Origin of the sequence: Actinomadura decatromicini (assembly GCF_008121305.1) — a bacterium.
GTDB classification, from domain to species: domain Bacteria; phylum Actinomycetota; class Actinomycetes; order Streptosporangiales; family Streptosporangiaceae; genus Spirillospora; species Spirillospora syzygii.
This window is the reverse complement of record NZ_VSRQ01000001.1, coordinates 1,741,284-1,759,471: the sequence shown is the minus strand read 5'-3', so window position 1 is coordinate 1,759,471 and position 18,188 is coordinate 1,741,284. Positions and strand designations below refer to the sequence as shown.

16 protein-coding genes are annotated in these 18,188 nt (G+C 71.6%); 8 read left to right on the top strand and 8 right to left on the bottom strand.

The window, feature by feature from the left end:
• Positions 1-212 precede the first annotated feature (212 nt).
• Positions 213-1,820 (top strand): sensor histidine kinase, encoded by a 1,608-nt coding sequence (locus FXF68_RS43690; protein ID WP_246178384.1) that lies wholly within the window; start codon positions 213-215, stop codon positions 1,818-1,820.
• A gap of 60 nt (positions 1,821-1,880) precedes the next feature.
• A complete protein-coding gene (locus FXF68_RS07260; RefSeq protein WP_148354199.1) occupies positions 1,881-2,558 on the top strand; it encodes a response regulator in 678 nt (225 codons plus the stop codon).
• Positions 2,559-2,692: 134 nt separating this feature from the next.
• On the opposite strand, the gene FXF68_RS07255 is transcribed toward FXF68_RS07260, so the two are convergent.
• Complete coding sequence (locus FXF68_RS07255) at positions 2,693-3,211, bottom strand: hypothetical protein (protein ID WP_148758057.1); 519 nt, start codon at positions 3,209-3,211, stop codon at positions 2,693-2,695.
• A gap of 164 nt (positions 3,212-3,375) precedes the next feature.
• Positions 3,376-3,729: a MerR family transcriptional regulator gene (locus FXF68_RS07250; RefSeq protein ID WP_148758056.1), complete on the bottom strand. Its 354-nt coding sequence runs from the start codon at positions 3,727-3,729 to the stop codon at positions 3,376-3,378.
• 175 nt (positions 3,730-3,904) lie between these two features.
• On the opposite strand from FXF68_RS07250, the gene ahcY (FXF68_RS07245) reads away from it, so the two are divergent.
• The 3 genes from ahcY (FXF68_RS07245) (at position 3,905) to FXF68_RS07235 (ending at position 7,262) form a co-directional block, all read left to right on the top strand.
• On the top strand, positions 3,905-5,335 hold the full coding sequence (gene ahcY, locus FXF68_RS07245; protein ID WP_148758055.1) for an adenosylhomocysteinase: 1,431 nt from the start codon (positions 3,905-3,907) through the stop codon (positions 5,333-5,335).
• A gap of 68 nt (positions 5,336-5,403) precedes the next feature.
• Positions 5,404-6,660, top strand: coding sequence for an adenosylhomocysteinase (ahcY, locus tag FXF68_RS07240; RefSeq protein ID WP_148758054.1), 1,257 nt, complete (start codon positions 5,404-5,406; stop codon positions 6,658-6,660).
• A 125-nt stretch (positions 6,661-6,785) separates the two neighbouring features.
• A complete protein-coding gene (locus FXF68_RS07235; RefSeq protein ID WP_246178383.1) occupies positions 6,786-7,262 on the top strand; it encodes a hypothetical protein in 477 nt (158 codons plus the stop codon).
• Positions 7,263-7,290: 28 nt separating this feature from the next.
• Here FXF68_RS07235 and FXF68_RS07230 read toward each other — a convergent pair whose 3' ends face one another.
• The gene (locus FXF68_RS07230) at positions 7,291-8,532 is read right to left on the bottom strand and encodes an RDD family protein (RefSeq protein WP_148758052.1); all 1,242 of its coding nucleotides are present in this window, start codon (positions 8,530-8,532) and stop codon (positions 7,291-7,293) included.
• 245 nt (positions 8,533-8,777) lie between these two features.
• On the opposite strand from FXF68_RS07230, the gene FXF68_RS07225 reads away from it, so the two are divergent.
• Positions 8,778-9,773 carry a stage II sporulation protein M gene (locus FXF68_RS07225; protein WP_148758051.1) on the top strand — a complete coding sequence of 332 codons (996 nt, stop codon included), beginning with the start codon at positions 8,778-8,780 and terminating at the stop codon, positions 9,771-9,773.
• A 176-nt stretch (positions 9,774-9,949) separates the two neighbouring features.
• Here FXF68_RS07225 and FXF68_RS07220 read toward each other — a convergent pair whose 3' ends face one another.
• From FXF68_RS07220 to FXF68_RS07200, 5 genes are all read right to left on the bottom strand, one after another.
• Positions 9,950-11,242 carry a DUF58 domain-containing protein gene (locus FXF68_RS07220; protein ID WP_148758050.1) on the bottom strand — a complete coding sequence of 431 codons (1,293 nt, stop codon included), beginning with the start codon at positions 11,240-11,242 and terminating at the stop codon, positions 9,950-9,952.
• Positions 11,242-12,165 carry an AAA family ATPase gene (locus FXF68_RS07215; RefSeq protein WP_246178442.1) on the bottom strand — a complete coding sequence of 308 codons (924 nt, stop codon included), beginning with the start codon at positions 12,163-12,165 and terminating at the stop codon, positions 11,242-11,244. Before FXF68_RS07215 ends, FXF68_RS07220 begins: the two co-directional genes overlap by 1 nt.
• 101 nt (positions 12,166-12,266) lie before the next feature.
• Positions 12,267-13,481, bottom strand: a complete 1,215-nt coding sequence (locus FXF68_RS07210; protein ID WP_148758048.1) for a DUF4350 domain-containing protein — start codon at positions 13,479-13,481, stop codon at positions 12,267-12,269.
• Positions 13,475-14,263 (bottom strand): DUF4129 domain-containing protein, encoded by a 789-nt coding sequence (locus FXF68_RS07205; RefSeq protein ID WP_246178381.1) that lies wholly within the window; start codon positions 14,261-14,263, stop codon positions 13,475-13,477. The genes FXF68_RS07210 and FXF68_RS07205 overlap by 7 nt, the downstream gene beginning before the upstream one ends.
• 5 nt (positions 14,264-14,268) lie before the next feature.
• The gene (locus FXF68_RS07200; RefSeq protein ID WP_148758047.1) at positions 14,269-15,396 is read right to left on the bottom strand and encodes a hypothetical protein; all 1,128 of its coding nucleotides are present in this window, start codon (positions 15,394-15,396) and stop codon (positions 14,269-14,271) included.
• Between the two features lie 436 nt (positions 15,397-15,832).
• Here FXF68_RS07200 and mtrA point away from each other — a divergent pair, with 436 nt between their 5' ends.
• Positions 15,833-16,510, top strand: coding sequence for an MtrAB system response regulator MtrA (gene mtrA / locus FXF68_RS07195; RefSeq protein ID WP_148354188.1), 678 nt, complete (start codon positions 15,833-15,835; stop codon positions 16,508-16,510).
• Between the two features lie 26 nt (positions 16,511-16,536).
• Positions 16,537-18,162, top strand: a complete 1,626-nt coding sequence (mtrB, locus tag FXF68_RS07190; RefSeq protein ID WP_187437776.1) for an MtrAB system histidine kinase MtrB — start codon at positions 16,537-16,539, stop codon at positions 18,160-18,162.
• Positions 18,163-18,188 lie beyond the last annotated feature (26 nt).

The following is an 18,188-nucleotide window of genomic DNA, read 5'->3' as shown; positions in this document are numbered from 1 at the left end:
CGGGTGGTTCTGGTGTGACCGCGGCAGCCGCACCGAACCCCCTACGCCGGCGCCGCTGCCGTTGCGGTCACGGTTAGAACACTACGTTCGCGAGCCTCTTCTCCACGTCCCCCTCAAGGAGGGAAAGCGGGTGGTACCAGAGGCGGATCCGCCTCGTCCGCATACATCCGCGCGGTGAGGTGATACCTCGGCCCAACGGTCAGTATGGAGTCGTGACCTCCGATGACAAGCCCAAGACCGGATCCGGCCCCGCAGGGTTCGGCCCGGCCGTCGCGCACCACGCGTGGCGGCTGTCCGGCCGGATCGTGGCGGGCGTCGGGCAGTTGCTGCTGTGGATCCTCACCGGCATCGGGACGCTGCTGCGCCCGCTCGCGCTGCGCCTCGGCGCGCGGCTGAACGGCGGCGCGACCGGCGGTCCGGGCGGTCCGGGCGGTCCGGGCGGTCCGGGCGGGGCGACGGCGCCGCTGCCCCGCTGGATCGGCACCTGGCGCGAGGTCGTCGGCTCCTGGTACTTCGCGCCGGTCACCGGGTTCGCGCTCACCGTCGCCGCGCTCGCCGAGCTGGCGCCGAGCGGCGAGTCGCCGGTCAGCCTCGCGGGCGGGTTCGCGGTCGCGGCCACGCTGCCGCTCTGCTGGCGCCGGGAGAACCTGCGGCCGGTCGCGGCGATCGTCCTCGGGGCGGTCTCGGCGAGCCTGCTGACCGGGCAGATCCTCCTCGTCACCAGCGGGTTCGCGGCCCTCTACACGCTGTACGCGCTGGGCCGCCAACTGCCCCGCCAGTCGGCCGGGGTGCTCGCGGTCGGCAGCGTCGTCACGGTCGCGGTCGTGTACCTGGCGACGTCGACGCTCCGGGACGTCCCCTGGCCCGCCGTGCTGATCGCCGTCCTCGCCGCGATCGGGCTGGGCGACGCGCGCCGCGTCGTCGAGTCCGCCGGGCGGACGGAGGCGGAGGCCGCCGAGCGCACCAACGAGACCCTCACCCGGCTCACCGCCGTCCAGCGGGAGCAGGCGGTGATGCGCGAGCGCGCCCGGATCGCGCGGGAGCTGCACGACGTCGTCGCGCACTCCGTCTCCATGATCGCGGTGCAGGCGGAGACCGCGCCGTACACGATGGAGAGCCTGTCGCCGGAGGCCCGCGCCGGGTACAGCGAGATCGCCAAGACCGCGCGGGAGGCGCTGGTGGAGATGCGGCGGCTGCTCAGCGTGCTGCGCGCCGACGCCACGCCGGAGCCGGACGCGGCGAACTCCCCGCAGCCCCGGCTCGACCGACTGCCCGACCTGATCGAGCAGCACCGCGGCGCGGGCGGACGTGTCGAGCTCGCCGTGCACGGCGACCCGCGCGGGCTGTCCACGACGGTGGAGCTGTCGGCGTACCGGATCGTCCAGGAGGCGCTGACGAACGCGCGGCGGCACGCGCCGGGCGCGGGCGTGCACGTCGATCTGATGTTCCTGCCGGACCGGCTGGCGGTCCGGGTCCGCGACGACGGTCCGGGGCCGTCGCCGCAGCCCCCGTCGTCGCAGACCAGGGTGCTGCGGCGGGACGACCCCGAGTCCCGTACCGCCGTCCTCGACCCGGCGGGCCCCACCGCCGTGGACGGCGGACACACCCGGTTGGAGTCCCCCGTTGCACCCGAGTCCGGTGGCGGACACGGCCTCGTCGGCATGCGGGAACGTGCGACCATGCTGGGCGGGCGGTTCTCCGCCGGCCCGGCCGCCGAGGGCGGGTTCCTGGTGGAGGCCGAGCTTCCGGTGACGAGGGAGGGGAATTCCACCCGTGGACACGGTTCACACGGTTCCGAGGCGCCTCCGGGGCGGCGCTGACCCGGCGCCGTCCGCGTCGGCCGCGCCGTCCGCGCCCGCCGTCCGCCCGGGGCGGCGCCGGTGATCAACGTGCTGATCGTCGACGACCAGACGATCGTCCGCGCCGGGTTCGCCGCGCTGCTCGCCGCGCAGGACGACATCACCGTCGTCGGCGAGGCGGGCGACGGGCGCGAGGCGCTCCGGATCGCGGAGCGGCTCCCGCGCCCCGACGTCGTCGTCATGGACATCCGCATGCCCGGCATGGACGGCATCGAGGCCACCCGCCGCATCCTGGCGCTGCCCGGGTCGGACAACGTCCGGGTGCTGGTCCTGACGACGTTCGACGTGGACGAGTACGTCTACGAGGCGCTCGCCGTCGGCGCCAGCGGGTTCCTGCTGAAGGACGCGACGGCCGACGAGCTGGTCTCCGCCGTCCGGGTGGTGGCGCGCGGCGACTCGCTCCTCGCCCCGCAGGTGACCGGGCGCCTCATCCGCGAGTTCACCAAGCAGCGGCGGAACCGCCCGCAGGCGCCGTCGGAGCTCGCGACGCTGACGGCGCGGGAGACGGAGGTCCTCGTGCTGATCGCGGGCGGGCTGTCGAACGGCGAGATCGCGCAGCGGCTCGTCGTCAGCGAGCACACCGTCAAGACGCACGTGGCGCGCGTGTTCACCAAGCTCAACCTGCGCGACCGGGCCCAGGCCGTGATGCTCGCCTACGAGTCGGGCGTGGTGGTCCCGGGCGAGAACACGGCGCCGTAGCCGAACGTGGCGCTGTAACCGAACGTGGCGCTGTAAGCGAGCGGGGCGCTGTAAGCGAGCGGGGCGGCGTGGCCGAGTGCGCCGCCGTGGCCGGACGCGCCGCCAGGGCCGCGTACGGCGCCGGGGTCCGCCGGTCAGCCGTGGTACGGCGGGTAGGCGCCGGGCGGCGGCTGGGGCGGGTACCCGCCGGGCGGCGGGAACGCCGGGTGCGCGGCGGGCGGCACGGACGGGTACCCGGGCTGCGCCGCCGGGTAGCCGGGCTGCCCGGGCGGATGACCGGGGTGCGCGGGCGGGTGCGGGCCGGGGTAGCCGTGCGCGGCGTGCTGGTGGGGCGCGGGGCCGCCGTACGTACGGAAGGCGGCGCGGGCGCGGCGGCGCCGTCCGGCGGACGACCCGGCGAGCAGTACCACGCCGCCGACCGCCACCAGCGGCCCGACGATCATCATGACGACGCCCTCGTGGCCGTTCTTGGACTTCTGCTCGTCGTAGGTGCGCTCCGTGGAGTCCCCGCCCCGGATGGTCGTGCACGTGTCGCCGGGCGACATCGTCCTGCCGCCGCATTTCACGTCGTCGTCGCCGCTCGACGCGGCACCGCCCACGAACAGGCCGATGCCGAGGATGATGCCGAGCACCCCGTAGACCATGGAGCGCATGAGCCGCCCTTCCGTCCGGTTACCGGGCGGATCGTAGCGGTTACGAGAGCCGCGCCGGGCTCGTTCCGAAACACCGTGATCGGTCCCGATTCGTCGGTGGCACCGGCGATGCCGGGCCGGATCATTGTGGGGGGACGACCCCCCACGCCCCCCGGAACGGCCCGTCACCTCCGGCGCAGCAGCCGCATCGCCTTCTCCTTCTCGAAGTCGAGCGCCCGGGCCGGCGGCGCGGACAGCCGTCCGATGCGCTCGCCCAGCTCCCGCACGTGCGCCTGGACCTGCGGCTCGGCGAGGACGCGCAGCCCGAACGCCAGCTCGGCCGGGCCGACGTCGTAGCGCTTCTCCAGCGCGAGGGCGAGCGCGACGGCGCGCAGCTCGGCGTCCCCGAACCGGCGGTGCCCGCCGCCGCGCCGCGCGAGCGCCGCCTCCCGGGTGACGGGCAGCAGCCCGAGGGCCTCCCGGTAGCGGAGCATTCGGGGCGAGGTGCCGAGCCGCCGGGCGGCCTCCGTGATGCGCATGAGGCAATTCTGACAAATTCGCGTCAGAAAGTCGCGCTCGACCGTGCCTCGCGGCGTCCGGCCCCCTTAGACTCGCGGCGTTGACCCAGTGCCCGTCCGGGCGTCAACCCTCGCGTACCTCGCGTACCGACCCGCCTTCCGACCCGCCATCCGCGGACCAAGGAGCAACGAAAGCATGGACTACAAGGTCGCCGACCTTTCGCTGGCCGACTTCGGGCGCCGGGAGATCCGGCTCGCCGAGCACGAGATGCCGGGCCTGATGGCGGTGCGCGAGGAGTACTCCGCCGCCAAGCCGCTGCGCGGCGCCCGGATCATGGGCTCGCTGCACATGACGATCCAGACCGCCGTCCTGATCGAGACGCTGGTGGAGCTCGGCGCCGACGTCCGCTGGGTGTCCTGCAACATCTTCTCCACCCAGGACCACGCCGCCGCCGCGATCGTCGTCGGCAAGGACGGCACGAAGGACGACCCGAAGGGCGTCCCGGTGTTCGCCTGGAAGGGCGAGACGCTCGAAGAGTACTGGTGGTGCACCGACCAGGCCCTCCGCTGGCCGGACGGCGGCGCCCCGAACATGATCCTGGACGACGGCGGCGACGCGACCCTGCTCGTCCACAAGGGCGCCGAATACGAGAAGGCGGGCGCGGTGCCGACCGCGTCCGAGGACGACCCGGAGGAGTGGGGCATCATCCTCGACACCCTCCGCCGCACCATCGCCGAGACGCCGGGCCGCTGGACGGAGACCGCCGCCGCGATCAAGGGCGTCACCGAGGAGACCACGACCGGCGTCCACCGCCTGTACGAGATGGCGAAGGCCGGCACGCTCGCCTTCCCGGCGATCAACGTCAACGACTCGGTCACGAAGTCGAAGTTCGACAACAAGTACGGCTGCCGGCACAGCGTGATCGACGGCCTGAACCGCGCCACCGACGTCCTGATCGGCGGCAAGGTCGCGGTCGTCTGCGGTTACGGCGACGTCGGCAAGGGCTGCGCCGACGCGCTGCGCGGCCAGGGCGCCCGCGTGATCGTCACCGAGATCGACCCGATCTGCGCGCTGCAGGCCGCGATGGACGGCTTCCAGGTCACCACCCTGGACGACGTCGTCGAGATCGCCGACATCTTCGTCACCACCACCGGCAACTTCAACATCATCACGGCCGCGCACATGAGCCGGATGAAGCACCAGGCGATCGTGTCCAACATCGGGCACTTCGACAACGAGATCGACATGGCCGGGCTCGCCAAGATCCCGGGCATCGAGAAGATCGAGATCAAGCCGCAGGTGCACGAGTGGCGGTTCGCGGACGGCCACTCGATCATCGTCCTCGCCGAGGGCCGCCTCATGAACCTCGGCTGCGCCACCGGCCACCCGTCGTTCGTGATGTCCAACTCGTTCACGAACCAGGTCATCGCGCAGATCGAGCTGTTCACGAAGACCGAGGAGTACCCGGTCGGCGTGTACGTCCTGCCGAAGCACCTGGACGAGAAGGTCGCGCGCCTCCACCTCGACGCGCTCGGGGTGAAGCTGACCGAGCTCACCAAGGAGCAGGCGGCCTACATCGGCGTCCACGTGGAGGGCCCCTACAAGCCGGACCACTACCGTTACTGATTCACTGCGTCAGCCGGTACTGCCGGACGGGTCGCCACCCGTCCGGCAGTCGCTTCTTGAAGGTGCGGATGAGCGATATCGCGGGTGGGGCGCTCGCCTATGAGGGCGTCAAGCGCATCGAGTGGGCCGACCGGAGCATGCCCGTTCTGCGGCAGATCCGGGAAAGGTTCGCCGAGGAGCGCCCATTGGAGGGCTTCAAGGTCGCGGCGTGCATGCACATCACGACCGAGACGGCCGGGCTCATCCGGACCCTTCAGGCGGGCGGCGCGAGCGTCGCGCTCGCGTCGTCCAATCCTTTGTCCACGCAGGACGACACGGCCGCCGCGCTCGTGGAGGAGTACGGCGCGGAGGTCTTCGCCCGCGCGGGAATCGACCGCGAGGGCTATTACGCGCACATTCACCAGGCGCTGGAGACCGAGCCCGACTTCGTCCTGGACGACGGCTGCGACCTGGTCAACACCCTGCACATCGACCGGACGGATCTGCTCGGCGCGGTCAAGGCCGGATGCGAGCAGACGACGACCGGCGTCATCCGGCTCCATCAAATGGCACGCGAGGGCGCGCTCCGTTTTCCGATGGTCGCGGTGAACGACACCGACACCAAGCACATGTTCGACAACCGCTACGGGACGGGTCAATCGACACTGGACGGAATCGTCCGCGCGACCAATACTTTGTTGGCCGGTAAGACGATTGTCATCGCGGGCTTCGGCTATTGCGGTCGCGGTCTGGCCGAACGGGCCCGCGGGTTGGGTGCGCGTGTCGTGGTGACCGAAATCGACCCAGTGAAGGCGTTGGACGCCGCTTTGCAAGGGTTCGCCGTCCAGCCGATGGCGGAGGCGGCCGTGGACGGCGACGTGTTCATTACGGTCACGGGGAATCGTGACGTCGTGAACGGTGAACACCTCGCTCTCATGAAGGACGGCGCGATCCTCGCGAACTCCGGGCACTTCGACGTGGAGATCGACGTCCGGGCGCTGGGCGAAATGGCCGTCGAAGTGCATCGCGGGATCCGGCCGCAGACGGACGAGTACGTGCTCGCGGACGGGCGGCGACTCGTCCTGCTCGCCGAGGGCCGCCTCGTCAATCTGGCGGCCGCGGAAGGGCATCCGGCGGCCGTGATGGACATGTCGTTCGCCGATCAGGCGCTCACGTGCGCGTGGCTCGCGACCGCGCATTCGACATTGGCCCCGGCCGTCCACGACGTTCCGAAGGAGATAGACACCGAAGTGGCGCGGCTGAAGCTGGCGTCCATGTCGGTGTCGATCGACGAGCTGACCTCCGAGCAGGAGGATTACCTGCATTCCTGGCGCCTGGGGTCGTGACCGTGCCCTCCGGTACGTATCTCCTCATGAACGGGGAGGTCGAAGAGCGTTTTCAGTGCGCGCCTGGACCGGGCGGCTGGCGTTATACGTCGCGTCGCTCCGATGGCGTCCGGACCGATCTGGTCGTGGACTCGCGCTGGCGGCAGATCCGCGTCGAAGTCGTCACCCCGACCTGGTGGTTGCGGGGCGGCGTCACGGGCGCGCAGGTCGCGTGGGTGCGCGCCGCCGGAGAAACAGTGCACGCCGCCGGGGAGACGGGGACCGAGCACGCCGAACGGGCGTCCGGATTCATGTTCGACTCGCCCGCGTTCCTTGTCGCGGCCGCCCATTCATTGGGCTTGGAGGAGGGGGCGCGGACGACCGTTCGCCTCGTCCGGCTGAGCGGGCCGTCGCTTTCGCCGCTGACCGTCGCGTGGCAGTGGAGCCGGGGCGAGACCGCCACGTACGAAACGGAGACCGAGCCGCTTCCGGTATCGCGCTACGAGGTCGCGGATCTGGCCACGGGAGAGGTCGAGACCGTCCATTTGGCGGGGGACGTGGTGGTCGGCGCGCCGGGCGTGGAATTGACCGAGCTGGATTCCCCGCCGAATCTGCGCTCCTGACCGCTTTCAAGGAATGGATCCGGCGGGATCAGCGTCCTTGCGGGTAGTGGTTCTGGGGGCCGTGGTTCTCCGGGTAGTGGCTTTGCGGGTATTGGCCTGACGGATACGGGCCTTGCGGATATTGGCCTTGGGGGTACTGGCCAGGCGGGTACTGGCCCTGCGGCGGATATCCCTGCTGCCATGGCCCTTGCTGCCATGGTCCCTGCGGATGGGGGACGGGCGGCCCAGCGGGCGCGTACGGGCCGCCGGGCGGCGCGGTCGAACCCGGGTGGGGGCCGGGCGGGTACGGGCCCGGAGCGGGCGGATGAGGCCCGTGCAAGACGCCCTGGTACGGCCCGGCGCCGTAGTCGGACGGCGGCAGGAACCGCGGCTGCCCCGGACCCGGCGCGCTGAACGGCGGCGGCGCGGGAGGCCCCGCCGTGATCGGCCCGGACGGCGGGGGCCCCGCCATCGCCATGGCCGGGGCGGCGGCGGGCTGCCAGGACGTCCAGCCGAAGCGCCTCATCCGCTGCGCCCTGCGCTGGGCCAGCCTCCACTCCTCCCGGTACCGCCGCTCGGCAAGGACGGCCGACAGGAGGATCTCCGGCCGCACACCCGGCGGCGGCGGGGGGCTCACCACGGCGACGACCTGGGCCGCTATCCGCTGCCCCAGCGAGTCGCGCACGTCCGGGAGCAGCTCCCAGAAGCGCGTCAGGTACTGGCGGGCCGTCATGGCGAGTTCGTCCGAGAGCATCGACAGCTCCAGCGAGCGTCCCCACCAGGCGAGCTGCGGCGGCATGACGGCCACGGGCCCGAAGAACATCGCCGACGCGGGCACCCGCTCCTGGATGACGATCGTCCCCGCGAACAGGTCGCCGAGGCGCTTGCCGCGCCGGTTGCAGAACGAGGTGATGAGCGCGGGCGAACCGTAGAAGAGCCAGAACTCGATGACCCCGGCCAGTGCGCGCACGAGCGCCTGCCTGAAGCGGACGGGACCGCCGTCATCCGCTACGACGCGGAGACCCACGGCCATCTTGCCGAGCGTCCGCCCGCGGGTCAGCGTCTCGAACACGCACGGGTACCCGACCAGGACGGCGACGGTGGCGAGCAGCGTCAGCCCGATCGTCCAGGCGTCGTCGGCCACGAGCGACGTCATCGCCGTGATGTACACGGCGAAGTACAGCAGCATCGTCTGGAAGAGCAGGTCGAGCAGTATGGCGCAGCCACGGCTCGCCAGCCGCGCGACACGGATGTCGAGCGCGACGGCCTCGCCGGTGACGAGTTCGGCCATGTCCTGATCCTCCAAGGGTGTGCATCAGGTCCCGACCCATTTTGCCGGTTCGCCAGGGCACCGCGGTTCGCCGGGACGACGCGGCTCAGGTTGACGATGCGCCTTTCGCCCGACGCCGCGCTTCGGTGGGACGACGCGCTTCGGTGGGACGACGGGGTTCGGTTCACGACGCGGTTCGGTTGACGACGCGGTTCGTCGGGATGACGCGGTTCGGTGGACGACGCGCGTCGCGTTAGTCTCCCCGGGTGGACGTCGACGCCTATGTTGCCGCGCACAACGCGGAATGGCAGCGCCTTGAGTGGCTCATCAACCGCGGCCGCAAGCTGTCCGGCGCGGAGGCCGACGAACTGGTCGAGCTCTACCAGCGGACCGCGACGCACCTGTCCGTCGTCCGTTCCAGCTCGCCCGACCCCCAGCTCGTAGGACGGTTGTCGTCCCTCGTGGCACGGGGCAGGGCGACGGTGGCCGGGGCGCAGGCGCCGCTTTGGCGCGACGTCACCCGCTTTGCCACGGTGTCCTTCCCGGCTGCCGCGTACAGGATGCGATGGTGGTGGCTCGGCAACGCCGTCCTGGGCAACCTCCTCGCGCTCGCGCTTGCGATCTGGGTCGTGCACAACCCCGAGGTCCAGGCCAGCATCGGTACACCGGACGAGATCCGTGAACTGGTCGACCACGACTTCGCGAACTACTACACCGAGCACTCCGCGTCTTCGTTCGCGTTCCAGGTCTGGGTCAATAACGCCTGGGTGTCGGCCATCGCGCTGACGTTCGGCATCCTGCTCGCCATCCCGACCGTGTACGTGCTGCTGGCGAACCAGGTCAACCTCGGTCTGATCGGCGGCCTGATGTTCGCCTACGGCAAAGGCGACGTGTTCTTCGGGCTGATCCTGCCGCACGGCCTGCTGGAGCTCACCGCCGTCTACCTGGCGTGCGCCGGGGGCCTCAAGCTGGGCTGGACCATCATCGACCCGGGACGCCGCCGCCGCGGCCAGGCCCTGGCCGAGGAGGGACGCGCCGCCATCAGCATCGCCATCGGGCTGGTCGGCGTCCTGCTCGTCTCGGGCCTCATCGAAGGCTTCGTCACCGGCTGGGTGCACACCACATGGCTCCGCATCTCCATCGGAGTCGTCGCCGAGATCGCCTTCCTCTCCTACGTGATCGTCCTGGGCCGCCGCGCGGTCCGCCAAGGCGAAACCGGCGACGCCGAACTCCGCCCCGACCTCGCCCCCACAGCGGGCTGACCTCCACGCCCACGGGGTGACCAGCCCGGAGGCGTCAGCCCGACGGCGTTCGCTCAGAGGCGTTCGCTCAGAGGCGTTCGACCAGAGCGTTGGCCCGGAGGCGTTGGCCCGGAGGCGTTCGACCAGAGCGTTGGCCCGGCGGCGTTGGCCTGGCGGCGTACGTCTGGAGGCGGCCGTCAGAGGCGGCCGGCGGCTTTCAGGGCCAGGTAGGCGTCGGCCAGGGCGGGGGCGATTTCGTCTGGCGGGGCGTCTACCACCTCGACGCCGTGTCCGCGTAGTTCGGCGGTGAGGCGGCGGCGTTCGGCCCGCGCGCGCTCTGCGGCGGCCGCGTCGTACACGGACGCGAGGTCGCCGCGTCCGGCCGCCATCTCGCCCACCCGGGGATCGGACACAGCGGCGATCATCACGAGGTGCCGGGCGGTGAGCTGCGGCAGCAGCGGCAGCAGGCCCTCTTCCAACGCGGCCGCGTTCAGCTCGGTGAGCAGGACGACCAGGCACCGCTGCCGGACCCGCGCCATCAGCGTCGACACCATCCCGGCCGCGTCGCACTCGATCAGCTCCGGCTCCAGCGGCGCCATGGCGTGCACCATCGCGGGCAGCAGATCCGTCCGGGACGCGCCCTCGACCCGGGTACGGACGCGCCGGTCGTAGGCGAGCAGGTCGACGCGGTCGCCCGCCCTGGACGCGAGGGCGCCGAGCAGCAGCGCCGCGTCCATCGAGCAGTCGAGCCGGGGGATGTCGCCGACCCGTCCGGCGGACGTGCGGCCGGTGTCGAGCACGAGGTAGATCCGCCGGTCGCGCTCCGGACGCCACGTCCGCACCACGATGTCGTTGCGGCGCGCGGTGGCCCGCCAGTCGATGGAGCGGACGTCGTCGCCGTCGACGTATTCGCGCAGGGAGTCGAACTCGGTGCCCTGTCCGCGGATGAGGGCGACGTGCGCGCCGGTGAGCTCGCGCAGCCGTGCGAGCTTGGCCGGGAGGTGGCGGCGGGACGGGAACGCGGGCAGCGCGCGGACCGTCCAGGGCGCGGCGCGCGAAAGCTGCCGGGCGGCCAGCCCGAGCGGCCCGACGGAGCGGACGACGACCGTCACGGCCTTGCGGTCGCCGCGCCGGGTCGGCGTCAGCGTCATCTCCACGCGGCGCCGTTCCCCGGCGGGCACGTCCACCCTGACCATGCGCGGCGTGGCGCCCGCGCTGGGCGGCCACACGTCCCGCAGGCGGGCCTTGAGGCGGCGCCGTCCGAGGTTCTCCACGATGAGGGACACCTGGGCCGACTCCCCGAGCCGGACGTTCGTGTCGCCCGCGCGGTGGAAGCGCAGCGCGCGCACGTTCCCCGCCAGGGCCAGGTCGGCGAGGACGCCGAGCAGCAGCGCCCCCCACACGGCGAACATCGCCCGCCACTCCGGCACGAACAGCGGGACGATCGCGCCGAGCAGGGCCAGCAGCCCGAGGCGCCCGGTCAGCGCCATCAGCGCGGGGCGGGGACGTGGGACAGGATGCCCTCCAGCACGCCGTCGGCCGTCGCGCCCTCCAGCTCCGCCTCGGGACGCAGTTGGACGCGGTGCCGCAGCGTCGGCCGGGCCAGGGCCTTCACGTCGTCCGGCGTCACGTAGTCGCGGCCGGACATCCACGCCCACGCGCGGGACGTCGCGAGCAGCGCCGTCGCGCCACGCGGCGACACCCCGAGCTGGAGCGACGGTGACTGGCGCGTCGCCCGGCAGAGGTCGACCACATACGCGGCGACCAACTGGTCCAGGTGGACGGCCCGAACCGCGGCCCGCCCAGCGGCGAGCTCAGCGGCACCCGCGACCGGCTGCACCTCCGACAGGTCGCGCGGGTCGAACCCGGCCGCGTGCCGCTGGAGCATGGCGATCTCTTCGTCCCGCGTGGGGACGGGCACGGTGAGCTTGACCAGGAACCGGTCGAGCTGGGCCTCTGGCAGGGGGTAGGTGCCCTCGTACTCGATCGGGTTCTGCGTCGCGCACACCACGAACGGGTCGGGCAGAGCGCGCGCGGACCCCTCCACGGAGACCTGCCGTTCCTCCATGGCCTCCAGGAGTGACGCCTGCGTCTTCGGCGGCGTCCGGTTGATCTCGTCGGCGAGCAGGAGGTTGGTGAAGACGGGGCCCTCGCGGAACTCGAACTCCGACGTCCGGTTGTCGTAGATCAGCGATCCGGTGACGTCGCCCGGCATCAGGTCGGGGGTGAACTGGACGCGCTTGAAGTCGAGGTCGAGCGCGCGGGACAGCGTCTTGATGAGCAGCGTCTTCGCCGTGCCGGGGACGCCCTCCAGCAGCACGTGGCCGCGGCAGAGCAGCGCGATGACCAGGCCGGTGACGACGGAGTCCTGGCCGACGACCGTCTTCGCGACCTCGCCGCGCAGCGCGGTCAGCGCCGCGCGGGCCGTCTCGGCCTGGCGCCGCGCGTCCTCGGAGAGCGCGCCCGGCGGCGGGGTGTCGCTCTCGGCGCCCTTCCCGAGATCTACTGGGTGGTTCAAGACTGGCGTACCTGCCTTTCCAGGTCGTCGAGGACGTCGCTGAGCGCGATGAGCCCGGCGTCGTCCACGGGTTGGGGACCGTACAGGGCCGCGCCGACGTACGGCTCGTCGTAGGGCGTCCGGCGGGCGACCGCCGTGACGATCTCCTGCGCGGCGGAGGGGTCCTGCGCATGGCTGCGGGGGAGGCCGAGCAGCGGGACGAGTCGTTCGCGGGCGCCGGAGCGCAGCGCGTCGGAGGCGCGGTCGCGGGCGTGCCCGGCGCGGTAGAGGCGCGCGCGCCCCTCCACGGTCTCCGCGGACCGGACGACGACCGGCAGCGCCTCCGCCACGACCGGTCCGAGCCTGCGCGCCCGCCACAGCGCCACGAGCAGCACCGCGACGATCAGTTCGAGGAAGAACAGCTTGGTGCCGAACGGCAAGAGGTCGCCGAGGGACTTCTGCCCGGCCCCGGAACCCGTCTTGGGCAGGTCGGGGATCAGCCAGACGACTGAGGAACCCGAGCCCGCCGCCAGGTTCATGGACAGCGCGGCGTTGCCCTCCTCGGTGAGCCTCCGGTTGGTCAGCGGCCCCTTGGAACCGAGAACCGTGACGGTGTTCGCGCCGTTCTGCACCTGGACGAGGCGCGCCCCGCCGTACTTCGTCCCGTAGCACTGGGTGCCGGGGCCGGTCACCTCGTACGTCATCGCCTCGTGCAGGGTCACCGCGCCCGCGAGCGTCGCCGCCTGCAGAGAGCAGCCGGGTGCGTCGGCCTCCGTGGGGCCGGGAACGTCCTCGCGCACCCGCGGGGCCAGGTCGGCGAGGGCGAACGACGTGGGCGTGACGAGCAGCAGGTTCGCCTGGACGTTGCTCAACAGCACGAGGTCTTCGTTGGTGAGCCGCTCGGTGCGGGTCACCACGATGACCGTGTCCGGCCTTGCCTGGTCGACCGCGTCGTTGGCGTGCCTGGCCACGGTCACCTGCGTGCCGTGCTGGCGGAGGATCTCCACCAGGGCGCGGCTGCCGTCCGGCTTGGGCGAGGTGGGGTCGAGCGCGTCGGGGGACGTCGACGGACGGAGCGCGGCCAGGATCACCGCGACCACGACCATGGCGAGCAGCGCGGCAACGACACCGCGCGCGGAGCGCCAGCGCCGTCCCGCGACCTGCCGGGCGGACGGCTCCGCCGGCCCCTGCGCGCCCTGGGACGAACTCTGGGGCGCGGTCTGCGTCACCATCGCGGGCCCTCCTCGTCACCGGCTCCGACGGGGGCGAGGTCGTCCGCCTCAAGCGGCTTGGGCTTCGCCGCCCGGAGCCGTTCGTCCACGTCCTTGACCCGCGCGTACCCCTCGGCGGTGCCGGGACGGTCGCCGTACCAGACGTCGTCGAAGACGAGCACGGCCGCGCGCAGGTCGTCCGCGAGGGCGGGCACGGCCTCGCCCGCCTCGGCGGCCAGCTCGTCGGCGGTGCGTCCGGGGCGCGCCGCCAGGACGGCCCGCTCCTCCAGGTCGCGGGCCATCGCCCGGAGGCGTTCGCGGATGGCCTCGGCCCACTGCCCGGACGCCGCATGACGTTCCGCCGCGGCCCGGTGGTCGAGCGCGGTGGACGGCACGTCGTCCAGCAGGGGGGCGCCGCGGGAGCGCGGGTTGCGGCGGCCCTTCATCAGCCACACCGCGATCGCCAGCGCGATGAGGACGACGACCACGATGACCGCGATCGACAGCCAGCCGCTGCCGCTGCCCTGCGAATCCGGACCCGGGGACCGGCTGAACAGGTTCTGCAGCCAGTCCGCGAAGTCCTCCAGGAGGCGCTCCACCCAGGACGGCTTCTCGCGCTGGTAGATCTGCTTCTCCAGCTCGCGGCGGGCCAGCTCGCGCGCCTCGTCCCGGCCGACCGGGTCGCCCGCCTGAGTGCTGAGCGCCTGAGTGCCGAGCATGTGAGTGCCGAGCGCCTGAGTGCCGAGCGCCTGAGTGCCGAGCATGTGAGTGGTGAGCGCGTGAGTGGTGAGCGTTGTGAGCATGGCCGTCACTGGTTCGCCCCCGTCCCGGGACGTGCCGGTAGTGGGTTCGTCCGCCACAGGTCGATGAAGCCCTCGCCGTGGTCGGTGTCGCTTTGCTCGCCGCCTTCCGCTTCCGGCGCGGAGCCGTTCTGATCCCTCGCGATGGAGGCCCTCGCGATGGAGGCCCGCGCGATGGCGGAGGCGGAACGCCCTCTGGTACGCAGGTCGAGGTCGAAGCCCTCACGGCGCATGCGCCTGTCCATGTAGAGGAGGGCGATCACACCGGCGTCGAAGGGGAGCACCACCGACCAGCTGACGATGCGGCCCACCGTGTCGACCGCGAGAGCGCCCATCGTCGCGTCGTTGCCGGAGGAGCTGCCGAAAAAGATCAGTTGGACGACCAGGAACGGGATGCGCAGGGCGAAGAAGCCCATGAACACGGTGATGAGCATGGCGAGCAGCAGCGTCCCGAAGGTGCGAAACCAGCGCCCCTTGGAGAGCGCGACCGCCCGGCGCAGCGCGCCCGTCACCGTCTGCCGTTCGAGCACGACCGCCGGGACGGCCTGGACGAACAACAGGTAGAGCCACACCATCAGCCCGATGCCGATGGGGAAGCCCAGCACGCCCGCGAGCACTCCCAGCGCCGGATGCGCCCCGCCGACCACCAGCAGGGTGAACGGCACCAGGGGCAGCACCAACGCGCCCAAGGAGATGCCTATGACGGCCGCGGCCGTGACGACCAGCCGGATCAAGCGGGGCTTGGCGTCACGCCATGCCTGCCTGGGCGCGATCGGCATCCCCACGAGCTCACGGCCCAGGATCGGTGCGAGCATCCCCGAAAGCAGCAGGATCCCGTAAGCCGACAGGACCAGGCTCATGACGGTGAGGGTGAGCTGCGCGCCCAGCGACTCCATCAGCACGTCCGGGGTGACCTCGTCGCGGGCCTGGTCCCCGATGAAGAAGTAGGCGGCGATGGAGCTCGCCACCTGGATGACCGTGCTGATCGCCGCGGCCAGGCCCAGTGACGTGCGCGGACGCCGCCTGATCCCGGCGATGGCGCCGTCCAGCATCTCGGACATGGACATGGGACGGAACGGGACGCCCTGCACGCCGTCGGCGTCCATGTCGTCGTCCCAGCCGTCCGGTCCCGGCATCTCGGCTCCCTGCGATGTGTGGAGGGGGTCTGCCGGCGCGTCCCCCCGGGCCCCCAGGGGCCCCGGCGCCCCCGCCGGTCACGTCATCCTGTCACGCGCGAGGTGCCGGGTTTGCCGTCCGCCGACCTGTGGATAACGTTCCGGGACGCCACGGGGCCCGGCGGGCGTCCGGTTCATGCCGATCTTGTCCTGACCCGCGCGGGTTTCGGGAGCACCCCCTACAATTCCGTGCGCCCACCATCCAGGGGGAGCCATGTACGACACAAACGCGGGTAACCTTGCACGCCAAGGCATATCTCTCCCTGGCGAGGTGGGGCCGAGCCATCGCGCCTTCGAGGACGTATCGTCCGCCGCACAGCGCGCCGGCGCCCGCCGGCCATGGCGGAGCTGACACGTGCTCAACCCACCGAACCCCGACTTTGCGACGATGAGGGCCATGAGAGGACGTGTACTGGTCGTCGACGACGACCTCGCGCTCGCCGAGATGCTCGGCATCGTGCTGAGGGGCGAGGGTTTCGAGCCCTCCTTCGTGCACGATGGCGACAAGGCGCTTGAGGCGTTCCGGGAGACCCGGCCCGACCTCGTGCTGCTCGACCTGATGCTGCCGGGGGCGGACGGGATCGACGTGTGCCGCCAGATCCGCGCCGAGTCCGGCGTTCCGATCGTCATGCTGACCGCCAAGAGCGACACGGTCGACGTCGTCCTCGGCCTGGAGTCCGGCGCCGACGACTACATCGTCAAACCGTTCAAGCCCAAGGAACTGGTGGCCCGTGTGCGCGCGCGCCTGCGCCGCACCGACGAGCCCGCCCCCGAGACCCTGCAGATAGGCGACATCACCATCGACGTCGCCGGGCACTCCGTGAAGCGCGGAGAACGCCACATCCCGCTGACGCCGCTGGAGTTCGACCTCCTGGTGGCCCTTGCCCGCAAGCCCCGCCAGGTGTTCACCCGTGAAGTCCTCCTGGAGCAGGTCTGGGGTTACCGGCACGCCGCCGACACCCGCCTGGTGAACGTCCACGTCCAGCGCCTCCGCGCCAAGATCGAGAAGGATCCGGAGCGCCCCGAGATCGTCGTCACCGTCCGCGGCGTCGGCTACAAGGCGGGACCGGCCTGACGCCGGACCACCCCATGAGCGCCGGCATGACGAGGGCGAAGCGGTCCGTCCGGCGTGGGCTCAGGGCCGTCCACCGCGCCCTGCGGAGCGCCGTCCGGACCGGGTACACGCGGTGGCGCCGCTCGATCCAGGTGCGCATCGTCACCTCGACGCTGTTCATCTCGGCGATCGTGGTGGCGATCCTGGGCGCGTTCCTGATGCAGCAGGTGTCGTCCGCCCTGATGGACGGGAAGGTCAAGGCCGCACGCCTCCAACTTGACGACGGTCTGGCGCAGGTACAGCGCGACCTGGGGAACTCGCCGGGTGACGGCAGCAGGCTCAACGCGACCATCGACAGGTTGAAGTCGCGTAGCGGGCCGTCCGGTCTGTACGAGGTCTATATCCGCGACACCACGGAGCAGTACTTCGACGGGTATACGACCAATGAGCTGCGGGAAGAGAGCGTCCCGCGACGGCTCCGTGAGGAGTTGAAGAACGCTCCGGCGGGTGCGAGCGCCTACACCTACGGAAAGCTCTCCTATGTCGGTGACCGTCCGTCCGAGCGCGGGCTCATCGTGGGCGGCAAGACCGGCCAGTTCGAGCTCTACTACTTGTTCCCCCTGGAAGAGGAACAGCGGACGCTGACTAACGTGGGGCGGTCCCTGGCCGGAGTGGGTGTCGTCCTCGTGCTGCTCTTGGCGGCAATCGCGGCACTGGTGACGAGGCAGGTCGTCCTCCCGGTGCGGTTGGCCGCGCAAGGAGCGCAGCGCCTCGCCGCCGGACGTCTCGAAGAGCGCATGAGAGTCCGCGGTGAGGACGACTTGGCACGCCTTGCCCGTTCGTTTAACGACATGGCCGCCAACCTGCAAGAAAAGATCGGGGAACTGGAAGACCTGTCGCAGGTGCAGCGCCAGTTCGTCTCGGACGTGTCCCACGAGCTGCGCACGCCCCTGACCACCATCAGGATCGCCGCGGACATGCTCTACGAGAACCGCGACACCTTCGACGATCCCGCGGTCGGACGCTCCGCGGAGTTGTTGCAGAGCCAGTTGGAGCGGTTCGAGTCCCTCTTGGCCGACCTGTTGGAGATCAGCAGGCACGACGCGGGCGCGGCGACGCTCGACGCCGAATCCCTGGACATGCGCGACCTCGTCCTGCGCGTCGTCGGGGACATCCAGGGCCTGGCAGAGCGCAAGGGCAGCAAGGTCGTCCTGCAACTGCCCGGTGAGCCTTGCATGGCCGAGGTGGATCGGCGCAGAGTCGAACGCATCCTGCGGAACCTGCTCGTCAACGCCGTGGAGCACGGCGAAGGCGAGGACATCGTCGTCTCCGTGGCCGCCGACCGCGACGCCGTCGCCGTGGCCGTCCGCGACCACGGCGTGGGGCTCAAACCGGGAGAGGGGCAGATGGTGTTCGACCGGTTCTGGCGCGCGGACCCCGCGCGCGCCCGCACCACCGGCGGCACCGGCCTCGGCCTGTCGATCTCCCGGGAGGACGCGCAGCTGCACGGCGGATGGCTGCAGGCGTGGGGAGAGCCCGGCGCGGGCTCCCAGTTCCGCCTCTCGCTGCCTCGCGTGGCCGGGGCCGAACTCAGGGGCTCGCCGCTGCCGCTCGTCCCTCCTGGGGCCGGTGACGCCCGTCCGCTGTACGCGGAGCTGGAGGCCGGGGAGTGAAGCGGGGCACGTGTCTTCTCGCGGGA